This window comes from Pseudomonas sp. KSR10 (assembly GCF_022355455.1).
Taxonomy (GTDB): Bacteria; Pseudomonadota; Gammaproteobacteria; order Pseudomonadales; family Pseudomonadaceae; genus Stutzerimonas; species Stutzerimonas stutzeri_E.
The window spans coordinates 101,234-112,610 of record NZ_JAKOEN010000023.1; the positions used below are offsets into that span (position 1 = coordinate 101,234).

General features: G+C 61.9%; 9 protein-coding genes. 3 read left to right on the forward strand and 6 right to left on the reverse strand.

Translation table 11 applies throughout. From position 1 onward, the window contains the following. Positions 1-6: 6 nt before the first annotated feature. Together MCB86_RS20135 and MCB86_RS20140 are read left to right on the forward strand one after the other, a co-directional pair. Positions 7-1,152: an MFS transporter gene (locus MCB86_RS20135; RefSeq protein WP_045161372.1), complete on the forward strand. Its 1,146-nt coding sequence runs from the start codon at positions 7-9 to the stop codon at positions 1,150-1,152. Positions 1,153-1,283: 131 nt separating this feature from the next. Next, positions 1,284-1,706 carry a hypothetical protein gene (locus MCB86_RS20140; RefSeq protein ID WP_045161373.1) on the forward strand — a complete coding sequence of 141 codons (423 nt, stop codon included), beginning with the start codon at positions 1,284-1,286 and terminating at the stop codon, positions 1,704-1,706. A 3-nt stretch (positions 1,707-1,709) separates the two neighbouring features. Here MCB86_RS20140 and MCB86_RS20145 read toward each other — a convergent pair whose 3' ends face one another. From MCB86_RS20145 to MCB86_RS20170, 6 genes are all read right to left on the reverse strand, one after another. After that, positions 1,710-1,940 carry a YheU family protein gene (locus tag MCB86_RS20145; protein WP_045161374.1) on the reverse strand — a complete coding sequence of 77 codons (231 nt, stop codon included), beginning with the start codon at positions 1,938-1,940 and terminating at the stop codon, positions 1,710-1,712. A gap of 9 nt (positions 1,941-1,949) precedes the next feature. Next, entirely contained in the window at positions 1,950-4,709 is a 2,760-nt protein-coding gene (locus MCB86_RS20150) for a hybrid sensor histidine kinase/response regulator (RefSeq protein WP_239611984.1), read from the reverse strand. A 210-nt stretch (positions 4,710-4,919) separates the two neighbouring features. Continuing rightward, the gene (locus tag MCB86_RS20155) at positions 4,920-6,119 is read right to left on the reverse strand and encodes an osmoprotectant NAGGN system M42 family peptidase (protein ID WP_239611985.1); all 1,200 of its coding nucleotides are present in this window, start codon (positions 6,117-6,119) and stop codon (positions 4,920-4,922) included. 111 nt (positions 6,120-6,230) lie between these two features. Then, complete coding sequence (gene ngg / locus MCB86_RS20160) at positions 6,231-7,973, reverse strand: N-acetylglutaminylglutamine synthetase (protein WP_239611986.1); 1,743 nt, start codon at positions 7,971-7,973, stop codon at positions 6,231-6,233. Positions 7,974-8,062: 89 nt separating this feature from the next. Next, positions 8,063-9,835: an N-acetylglutaminylglutamine amidotransferase gene (locus tag MCB86_RS20165; protein ID WP_239611987.1), complete on the reverse strand. Its 1,773-nt coding sequence runs from the start codon at positions 9,833-9,835 to the stop codon at positions 8,063-8,065. A gap of 323 nt (positions 9,836-10,158) precedes the next feature. Continuing rightward, entirely contained in the window at positions 10,159-11,013 is an 855-nt protein-coding gene (locus MCB86_RS20170; protein ID WP_045161381.1) for a LysR substrate-binding domain-containing protein, read from the reverse strand. Positions 11,014-11,106: 93 nt separating this feature from the next. On the opposite strand from MCB86_RS20170, the gene MCB86_RS20175 reads away from it, so the two are divergent. Continuing rightward, the gene (locus MCB86_RS20175) at positions 11,107-11,343 is read left to right on the forward strand and encodes a DUF1127 domain-containing protein (protein ID WP_045161382.1); all 237 of its coding nucleotides are present in this window, start codon (positions 11,107-11,109) and stop codon (positions 11,341-11,343) included. The last annotated feature ends 34 nt before the right edge of the window (positions 11,344-11,377 follow it).

Below are 11,377 nucleotides of genomic sequence, written 5' to 3' on the forward strand. Positions count from 1 at the left end.
CTGCTCATGCTGGCTCTGGTGCTCGCCGCCATCAATCTTCGTCCCGGTATCACTTCTTTTGCGCCCCTGATCGAACGCATCGCGGCGGAACTTGACCTCAGCCGAAGCCTGATCAGCCTGACCACGGCGTTGCCTGTGCTGCTGATGGGCTTGCTGGCACCGCTGGCACCGCGGCTGGCCGTGCGTTTCGGTCTGGAGCGGACCATCAGCCTGTGCCTGGGCCTTATCGGTGTGGCGCTGGTGCTGCGACTGTGGGGCGAAAGTGCGGCGGTGCTGATCGGCACGGCCGCCATGGTTGGTGCCGGGATCGCGGTCGCAGGGCCGCTGCTGTCGGGCTTCATCAAGCGCTATTTTCTCGATCGCATGGGCAAAACCGCTGCTTTCTATTCGTTGAGCATGGCCGTTGGCGGCACCATCGGTGTGGTGCTGACGGCACCCGCGACGCAATGGTTGGATGAGCGCTGGACCTGGGGGCTTGCGCTCTGGGCAATACCGGCGCTCCTGGCGCTGACGTTCTGGTGGCAATTACCCAACCAGCCGGAGGCCGCTGTAGAGCGGCGCGCCGGGCTACCCTGGGGCGAGCCGCGCGCCTGGCTGGTGAGCATCTACTTCGCCCTTCAGGCCGGGTTGTTCTACGCCTTGGCGACCTGGTTGGTTGCGCGTTACCACGAGGTCGGCTTCAGCCTGTTGCAGAGCAACGCCTTCTTCAGCGGCTTCATGCTGATCGGTCTGCCCAGCGCATTCGCCATGCCCTGGTTGGCCCAGCGCTTCGGTAAACGGCACCTGCTGATGGCTTGCTGCGGAGTGCTGGCTACGGCCTGTCTGCTGGTCATCGCCTGGGTTCCGCAGGTCCAGCCGCTAGGGGTCTGCATGCTGTTGGGCGTGGCCTTGAACGGCACTTTCTCCATGTCGCTGGTGCTGCCGATGTATGAAGCAAGCACACCGCTGGCAGTGAGTCGCCTTACCGCAATGATGCTCTGCACCGGCTATTGCCTGGCGTGCTTCACGCCGGTACTGACCGGTCTGGGTCGTGATATTGCGGGCGACTATCGCGGGCCGTTCCTGGTGCTCGCGAGCATGGCGGCAGTAATGTCGGTGCTCGCCTTGCGTCTGGCTCCGCGGCGTGACCAAACGGCAGCAGCTGCCGCCTGAAGTCATGCATCCGAGACGAGGTGTGGCCTGCGTCACCGCCTGGATAACGCGAAGTCGCCAGAGCCGCAGTAGACCCTGGAACGCCAAGCGGATTTGGTTGAACATGTCGGGCTTTCTTCTGGAGTGTCCCTGTGGAGCCGGAATCCATCGTTTACGGCAGCATCCGCGACTGGCCCTCGGCCGATGTCGAGCAATGCCGGCTGCGCCGTACGGTCAATCGCCGTGCACTGAACAGTCTGCCGCAAGGCGAGGGTTGGCCCTTCATCGGCCGTGAGATGTTCTCCTGCTGTGCCGGCGATGGGTTGTATCAGACGCAGGTGATTCATTTCGGCGCCAGCTACCGCGCAGTCGAATACGAATGGGCGCTCTGGGTGCGCAACTTCGAAGCCCTGCTCGACGAGCTCTACTGGACCAGTGCGGTGGTCCATCTGGAAACCGAGCTCAACGGCACGCACACGTTTCGCTGGGAAACCGAAAGCGGTTCGCACAGCCCGCATCAGCGTGATCTGCGCATGCGCTGCGCCTGGGAGCGTGACGGCGGCGTGCTGGGTTGAGGCTCAGTCCAGCAGCCATTCCTTCGGCACGTCGCGCCTGAGCGCCAGCTGACATTGCTGGTGATCCGCATCGAAGACGATCACCGCCGTACCCTTGCTCAACGCCTGACGTACCCGTTCGACACGGGTTTGCAGCGGCGTCTCGTCGCCGTTGTCGGTGCCCTCGCGAGTCACGAAATCCTCGATAAGGCGGGTGAGGGTATCGGGTTCGAGCTGGTCATGGGGAATGAGCATGGAGTCGGCTCAGGTGGGATGGTTGGGTTCGGTAATCGGGGAGCTTAAAAAGCGATCCAGACAAGCATACAGCTGCTCGGTGTCCAATGGCTTGCCGATGAAGTCGTCCATACCGGCCTCGCGGCCCTGCTCGCGATGATCGTCGAGGACATGCGCTGTGAGCGCAATGATTGGCACGGGTGCGAGACCCTGTTCAGCTTCAATGCGGCGAATCTGCCGGCTTGCCTCAAAGCCGTCGAGCTCCGGCATCTCGCAGTCCATCAGGATCAACTGCGCGGCGGAGGGATCATCGCGATAGGCCGTCACGGCACGGCGACCATTCTCGGCGATCATCACTTCGTAGCCACGCTTGCGCAACAGGCTGGTGACCACCATCTGACTGACCGGATTGTCTTCGGCAACGAGAATGCGTGAACGTGATGTCGCCGCGTTGTGGTCTAGCCTGGCCGCATCGACTGGTGTACGGCCCATCGGCTGATAGAGCCGATGTAGCGCATCACGCAGTGGGCCAAGCAAAAGCGGCAGTGGCAGATTGACCAGCCGCAGCGTTGGCGCCAGGACCAATGATTCGGTTTGCGGGGGGCACAGTAGCAGCACGCGCTGATTCGGCTGGAGCTGGTTGCTCAGCGATGCCAGCCAGTCCTGAGGCCTTCCGGGCCACGGCGACATCAGAACCAGCAAGGGTGTCGTGGCGTGATCGTCCAGGTAGCGCGGCAGTCGTTGTGGCTCTTCGCAGCGCACCACCCGCATGCCCCAGCGCATCAGCAGATTACCCATGGCGTCGAGCGCATGGACGTCTTGAGAGGCCATCACCGCAGTACGGCCTTCGAGCAGTGCGGTGAGCGGATCATGGTTGCCGCACGCGTCGTGCAGCGGAATGGAGAAACTGAAGCGGCTGCCCTGGCCCGGTGTGCTCTGGACGTCAATCTGGCCGCCCATCATTTCCACCAGCTCCTTGCTGATCACGAGTCCCAGGCCACTGCCGCCGTAGCGGCGATTGGTACTGGAGTCGCCTTGGGCGAAGGAGACGAACAACTGTGCGAGCACCTCGGCGCGCATGCCGATGCCGCTATCGGTTACCGAGAAGGCCAGCCTCCGGGCATCGGCCGGCCCTTGAGTCGTGACTTCCAGCATGACGCAGCCGCGCTCGGTGAACTTCAGGGCATTGCTCAGCAGGTTCAGCAGCACCTGCTTGAGTCGGGTCGGATCGCCCCGTTGTCGCCGTGGCACGCCCGTCGCGAGGCTCACATGCAGGCGGAGCTCCTTTTCCAGGGCCTGGGCGGTGAACAGACTGATGGTCTCGGAAACCAGTGCTTCGAGGTCATATTCGATATCTTCCAGAACCAGTTTGCCGGCACCGATTCGGGCGTAGTCAAGGATGTCATTGATCACCGACATCAACGAGGCGCTGGAGCTGGAAATGGTGTCGAGATAGAAGCGCTGGTTGCGGTCCAGCGAAGTTTCGCGCAGCAACTGAAGCATTCCGAGCACACCGTTGAGCGGCGTGCGGATCTCATGGCTCATTTTCGCCAGGAAGCGGCTTTTGGCCTGGTTCTCGCTTTCCGCTCGCTCGGCGGCCTGGCGCGAGCGGAAACCTTCCTCCTTGAGCAGGTTGATACGGTCGGCAAGGCCAATGGAAAGCGTGATCAGCTCAAACGCGATACCGACTTTGACGATCGACGAGCCGTACAGACCGAGCAGGTTGAAGCCCAAGGAGCCAGCCGTGACGATGACGAAGGTTATCAACAGCACACCCCACGCCAGGGTGTAGTAGAGGCCGTACCGAACACCACGGCGCCAGACGAACGCACCGGTTAGCAATAGGCCGATGGACGTGCTGATCACCATGACGCTGGCCAGAATGCTCCAGGTTTGCAGATCGAGGACCAATCCGGACAGCAGTGCGCCAAACGACACAAGGAATGCCACCAGCAACGCGAAATCGAGCCGTGGAAAATGCTCGCGAGTGTGTAGAAAGTGGCGACTGAACTGGATCGAGACCAGGCAGTGGCTGAGCATCAGGGCATAAATGCCCAACGCGACAAAGCCGCCGTCATCGTTCAGCCATTTGACCAGCAGACCATCGAAGCTCAGCGCAAACAGGCCCACGTTGAGGTTGTAGACCAGATACCAGAAATAGGCCGGCTCGCGCAGCGATACAAACAGGAACAGGTTGTAGCAGAACATCGCGAACAGCACGCCGTAGAAGGCGCCAACGAAGCCCATCGACTCTTCGGCCGCCGCCGCGTTCGCAGCGTAGCTACTGAAATACAAGGGCACGTACAGCGTGCTGGTGCTTTGTACGCGCAGGAGCAGTGTCGAGTTGCCAGGTTCCAGGTCGATCGGAAACCAGATATTACTGACTTTGACCGAGCGTTCGCTGAACGGTTGGCTGTCGCCTGACTCCTGTCGGCTTATACGGCCGTCCGGATGGCGCACATACAGTTCGATGTGGTCGAGCAGTGGGTAGTTGATCTCGACGAAACCGCCGATGGCCTTGCTCAGCTGGTTGTCCAGGTCGACGCGAAACCACCATGTGTCGCTGTTCTTGCCCTTATTGACGTGCTTGTCGGTAACCGGCTCGAACGTCTTCTCCGGCAGGTCGAACACCTCGGTTACGCCCAGTTCGGCGGCGGGGTCGCGCAGAAAATAGGTCCAGCTGCCCAGTGATTGACGGAAATCCTCCGAGTCCACCGGGACGGGAGCAAATGCCCAGCTCTGAACAGACAGGCAAAGGAGGAAGAAGGCCAGGCAAAGACGCGGCAACATGTTGAGACCCGGAATCGTGCAAAAGTCGCAGGCGGATCAGGCGCGGTAGCCAGATCACGCGACTGCGCGCAGTTTTCAGTAACGCGAATGGCAAGCCAGGTTCGCCTGAGGCAATCCATATATTTCAGACACTTGCGACTTTGCCCGGATCGAAGCCGCCTCGCAATCGGCAATTGCCTCAACTTGGCGGCGCATCATGAAACACGAAGCTCAATCGGACGAATCGTCAGATCGCTTGTCGAAGATCGAATCGACTGGTGGCACGCGGGTGTCGTTCTCCATCTGAGCGTCGTGCTCGAGCTGATGACTGAAGTTTTCCAGGGAATCCTGGCCCGTGTGTGCGTCGCTGGCGAAGACTGGCGGACTGAGCAGGTAGCTGCAGACCAGGCGGCTCATCGCGGCAAGGCTGTCGATATGGGTGCGCTCATAGCCATGGGTTGCGTCGCAACCGAACGCGACCAGGGCGGTGCGGATATCGTGCCCGGCGGCGATCGCCGACTGGGCATCGCTGTGGTAGTAGCGGAACAGGTCGCGGCGCACCGGGATGTCGTGGCCTTCGGCCAACTTGATCAGGTGTCGCGACAGATGGAAATCGTATGGGCCGCCGGAATCCTGCATGGCAACCGTGACGGCGTGTTCACTGGATTCCTGGCCTTTGGCGGTCGGCGCGATATCGATGCCGACGAACTCGCTCACATCCCATGGCAGCGCGCCCGCTGCACCGGAGCCGGTTTCTTCGGTGATGGTGAACAACGGGTGGCAGTCGATCGGCAGCGCCTGACCACTCTCGACCACGGCCTTCAGGGCCGCCAGCAGCGCAGCCACGCCAGCCTTGTCGTCCAGGTGACGGGCGCTGATGTAGCCGCTGTCGGTGAACTCCGGCATCGGATCGAACGCGACGAAGTCGCCGACGTGGACGCCCAGCGCAACGGTGTCGGCACGGCAGGTAGTAAGGGCATCCAGGCGTAGCTCGACATGGTCCCAGCTGATCGGCATTTCATCGATTGCGGTATTGAACGCGTGCCCAGAGGCGAGCAACGGCAGCACGCTGCCGCGAATCACTCCGGTGTCGGTGAACACGCTGACGCGGCTGCCTTCGGCAAAACGGCTGGACCAGCAGCCGACCGGCGACAGCCCCAGTCGGCCGGTTTCGTGGATTTCACGAACGCTGGCGCCGATGGTATCCAGGTGCGCGGCGATCGCTCGATCGGGGCTGTCCCGACGGCCTTTCAGCGTTGCGCGGATCGTGCCGCGGCGGGTTAGCTCGAAGGGGATACCCAATTCCTTCAAGCGTTCGGCAACGTAACGCACGATGGTGTCGGTGAAGCCGGTAGGGCTGGGGATCGCCAGCGTTTCCAACAACACGCGTTGCAGGTAATTGAGATCGGGTTCGGGAAGCTTTGCAGTCATGATCGATCCTTGTGGGGCAATGGATGGATGCCGCCATGCGGTTGAATGAATGCGAGTGAGGCCTGTCACGAAGGAGGCGGCGATGGCCGCCAAGTCCTTGCTGCCTTCTGTCTAGAGGGTGTTGTGGCTTAGCGGAAACAGCAAATCGATGAATCGCTCCGCGGTTGGCTGAGGGTGATGGTTGGCCAGACCGACACGCTCGTTGGCCTCGATGAATACATAGTCCGGTTGATCCGCGGCGGGCACCAGCAGGTCCAGCCCGACCACTGGGATGTCCAACGCCCGCGCCGCGCGAACGGCTGCGTCGATCAGTTCGGGGTGCAACTGGTCAGTGACGTCCTCGAGGATGCCACCGGTATGCAGGTTCGCCGTGCGACGCACCACGAGATGCTGCCCGCGCGGCAGGACGCTTTCGTAGTCGAAACCGGCATCTTCGATGCAACGCTGGGTTTCCTTGTCGAGCGGGATGCGGCTTTCGCCACTGGTGGCGGCCTGGCGGCGGCGGCTCTGGGCTTCGATCAGCTCACGGATGCTATGGCTGCCGTCGCCCACCACTTCGGCGGGGCGGCGGATGGCGGCCGCGACCACTTCGTAGCCGATAACCACGATGCGCAGATCGAGCCCCGCGTGGTAGCTCTCGATCAGCACCCGTTGATCGAACTGTCGTGCCTGGGTAATCGCGTCCTCCAGATCCTCGACGTTGCGCAGGTCCACCGATACGCCGTGGCCCTGTTCGCCGTCGACCGGCTTGACCACCACGCTGCCGTGCTCCTCGAGAAACGCCGCGTTGCTTTCTGCCGACCCCGCCAGCTGCTGGGCCGGAAGCTTGAGCCCAGCCCTTGCCAGGGTACGGTGGGTGAGGCATTTGTCCTGGCACAGCGTCATGCTGACGGCAGAGGTCAGGTCAGACAGCGACTCGCGACAGCGCACCTTTCGCCCCCCATGGGTGAGGGTGAACAGGCCGGCCTCGGCGTCATCGACACTGATCTCGATGCCACGCCGGCGTGCCTCGTCGACGATGATTCTGGCGTAGGGGTTCAGCTCCGCTTCCGGGCCGGGACCTAGAAACAAGGACTGGTTGAAGGTGTTCTTGCGCTTGACGGTGAAGGTTTGCAGGTCACGGAAGCCGAGCTTGGCGTACAGCGCCTTGGCCTGCTTGTTGTCGTGCAACACCGACAGGTCCAGATATGCCAATCCCCGTCCCTTGTAGTGCTCGATCAGATGGCGAACCAGCGCCTCGCCCACGCCTGGCCGGGTACAACTGGGTGCGACCGCCAGGCACCAGAGACTGGAGCCATTCTCGGGATCGTTGAACGCCTTGTGGTGGTTGATTCCCATGACGCTGCCGATGACTTGCCCGGAGTCGTCGTCCTCGGCCAGCCAGTACACCGGGCCGCCCTGTTCACGCGGTGTGCACAGTTCAGGGTTGACCGGCAGCATGCCGCGCGACTGGTACAGGCAGTTGATCGCGTTCCAGTCCGCTTCGCTCTGCGCGCGGCGGATCGCGAAACCACGGAAACTGCGGCGGGCGGGGCGGTAGTCGGTGAACCAGATACGCGAGGTGTCGGACGGGTCGAGAAACAGCTGCTGCGGCGCGTGGGCCAGCACTTGGTGCGGTGCCGCCACATACAGTGCGATGTCGCGTTCGCCGGCCTGCTCATGAAGCAGGTCGGCGGCCAGGTCCGCTGGGTCCGAATAGGTGTTGCCGATCAGGATCCGCCCCCAACCACAGTGCAGCGTGACGGGCGCCTGTGGCTCTTCCTGGCCGTCCTCGGCGAGGCGTTGCTGCAAGCGCTCATAGGTCGGCGTCTGGCCGCGTAACAGCCGCTGTCCGTAGGCTTGAGACTTCTGCATGGTGCTTTCCTTGAAGCTGCCGTGACGTCGCGCAACGCAGGCGAAACAATAAAAACCTGCACAGGACGCGCGCCGTCACGATTGGGAATTTATAAGCCTTGCTCGGTCAACCATAGGTTGACTGCCGCCAGTTGCCACAGTTTCGATCCGCGTAGCGGAGTCAACTGACCCTCGGGATCGCTGAACAGCTTTTCGAGCATCGTCGGGTTGTACAGGCCGCGATCCTGGCTCGGATCGGTCAGCAGCTCGCGCACCCAGTTCAGGGTTTCGCCCTGCAGATGCTTGAGCCCGGGCACCGGGAAATAGCCCTTCGGTCGATCGATCACGGCGGCTGGGATGACCTTGCGTGCCGCCTCCTTGAGCACATATTTGCCGCCGTCGGGCAGCTTGTACTTGGCAGGAATGCGCGCCGACAGCTCGGCGACGTTGTGATCGAGGAACGGCACCCGCGCCTCCAGGCCCCAGGCCATGGTCATGTTGTCGACGCGCTTGACCGGATCGTCCACCAGCATCACGGTGCTGTCGATCCGCAGGGCTTTGTCGACCGCGGCGTCGGCGCCCGGTTGTGCAAAGTGTTGGCGCACGAAATCGCCGGAGAAGTCGCCCTTGACCCATTTTTCCTGCATGGTCTCGGCGTATTCCTCGTAACTGCGATCGCGAAATGCTTCCAGATAGGCGGCGACCGGGTCCTGCGCGCCGTCGACCTGCGGATACCAGTGATAACCAGCGAACAGCTCATCGGCACCCTGGCCGCTCTGCACCACCTTGCAATGCTTGGAGACCTCACGCGACAGCAAGTAGAAGGCGATGCAATCGTGGCTGACCATGGGCTCGCTCATCGCCTGGAAGGCGGCAGGCAGGCGTTCGAGAATCTCTTTCTCCTGGATGCGCAGTTGATGATGGCGCGTCTGGTAATGCTCGGCGATCAGATCGGAATATTTGAATTCATCGCCGCGCTCGCCGCCGGCATCCTCGAAGCCGATGGAGAATGTCAGCAGATTGTCCGCCGCGCCCGCCTCACGCAGCAGGCCGACCAGCAGGCTGGAGTCGACGCCACCGGACAACAGCACACCGACGTCGACGGCGGCCCGCTGGCGAAGCGCCACGGACTGGCGCAATGTCGTCAGCGTCCGCTCCTGCCAATCCTCGAAACTGTATTGCTGTTCCTCCTCCGTCGCGCCGAACTGCAACTGCCACCAGCGATGCTGGCTGGTTTTGCCAGTGGCATCGACGCGCATGAAGGTGCCCGGAGGCAGCTTCTCGATGCCGGCGATCAGCGTGTCCGGCGCCGGCACCACCGCGTGAAAACTCATGTAGTGGTTGAGCGCCACCGGATTCAGCAAACCGGCGATATCGCCGCCTTTGAGCAATGCCGGCAAGGCGGAGGCGAAACGCAGGCGGTCGCCGGTTTTCGACAAATAGAGCGGCTTGATGCCCAGGCGGTCGCGGGCGATGAAGAGTTCTTGCTTGTCGCGTTGCCAGATGGCGAAGGCGAACATGCCATTGAGCCGCGGCAGCAAGGCGTCCCCCCAGGCATGGAAGCCCTTGAGCAGCACCTCGGTATCGCCTTCGGAAAAGAAGCTGTAACCCAGCGCCTCGAGCTCGGCGCGCAATTCGGGGTAGTTGTAGATGGCGCCGTTGAAGACCATCGAAAGGCCCAGCGCCGAATCGATCATTGGTTGGCCAGACGCCTCGCACAGATCCATGATTTTCAGACGGCGATGGCCGAGCGCCAGAGGGCCCTGGCTGTTGAAACCGCACGCGTCGGGTCCACGTGACGTCAGGTGATGGGTGATACGTTCAACCGCGGCCAGATCGGCCGGTTGATTGTCGAAGCGAAGTTCGCCAGCTATGCCGCACATAAGGTCCTTACCGGTTTTGCCGTTGGGGAGTGTGACTGACGCACGGAACCTGAAGTTCAGGTTTTCAGACCAGCGCGTACCGCTCTGGATCGCTGTCTGCAGCACAGCAGGTGCGCTGCAGACGCCGCCTGAATCGAGTTCTGTCCGGTCAGTTTGGCTTTACACCAAAACAAACAAATGCGGTGAGGTCAAACCACGAAGCTTGCGCAAACCGCGGCTTAGGAGAGAAAAACATGCCGTGATGACAATCGATCAGGCCGAGACAGCGATGCCCGTTGCTCGCGATCCAGGCCCGTTTGCGCTTCGATGTCGCGGCGGTGCGACTAGAGACGGAAACCTTCAACGATATGCTCGGCCAATGTTTCACTGACCTGCGACTGGCTACGATCGTTGCGCAGCAGCACCGTGCTGCTGATCGGCAGTTCCGGAAACCCTTCGGCCGGGCCCAGCAGGCGCATATCCGGAGTCAGCAGGCTCTGCATCTGCGCGGTGACGGCCAGGCCTGCGCCGACCACGGCCATCAATGCCGATAGGCTCGGGCTGGTGTAGGCGATTCGGAACGGAATACGCAGGCTGTCCAGCGCATTGCAGGCCCAGGCGCGGCAGAAACACTCGCTATTGAACACCGCCAGCGGAATCGGCCGTTGCTCGTGGGCGTTGAAGCCGGCCGCCTCGGCCCAGACCACCCGTTCGCGCCGCAGCAACTGACCGATCTCGGACCCTGGCTCGCGGGTGACGATGGTCAGATCCAGATCGCTGCGTTGCAGCAACTGGAACGACGGTTCGCAATGCACCTCCACTTGGACCAGCGGATAGGCCTGCGCGAAGCGCGAAAGGATGCCGGGCAGAAAACGCATCACGTAGTCGTCCGGGGTACCGATGCGCACCGACCCAACCATATGCGGCTCACGAAAAGTGGTCAGTACTTCGCCGTGCAGCTTGAGTATCTGCCGGGCGTAACCGAGCAGAACCTGGCCCTCGGCAGTCAACCGAACCTGTCGACCATCGCGCTCGAAAAGCGCGCGTTGCAGGACATCCTCTTCGAGCCGTTTCATCTGCATGCTGATGGCCGACTGGGTGCGATTGACAGCGTCGGCCGCGCGGGTGAACCCCCCGTGATCAGCGATGGCGACGAAGCTGCGCAACAGCTCGGCGTCGATACTGGGATAGTTGGCCATTCATCAATCTCCGAGATGGATGTCATCATCAACATTCGTTGGATTGATCATAACGCTGGCTGGACACTGATGCCATCCACCAGGAGGTGCATCATGAAAAGCCATGTCGAGTTCGATAAAACCGCTCATCTATCTGCCAGCCGCAGCGTATCGCTTACCGCGCTGCTGCGTGCGGTCTGGCAGCGAGTAAGCCGCTGGCATGCGCTGTATCGGCAGCGGCAGCAACTCGCCGCGCTCAGCGACGATATGCTCAAGGACATCGGGCTGAGCCGTGCCGACATCGAAACGGAAGCGAACCGTCCTTTTTGGGACGAACCCTATCAGCGGTGATGCAGCTGGTCCCTCGACTGTTGATCGCATGCTC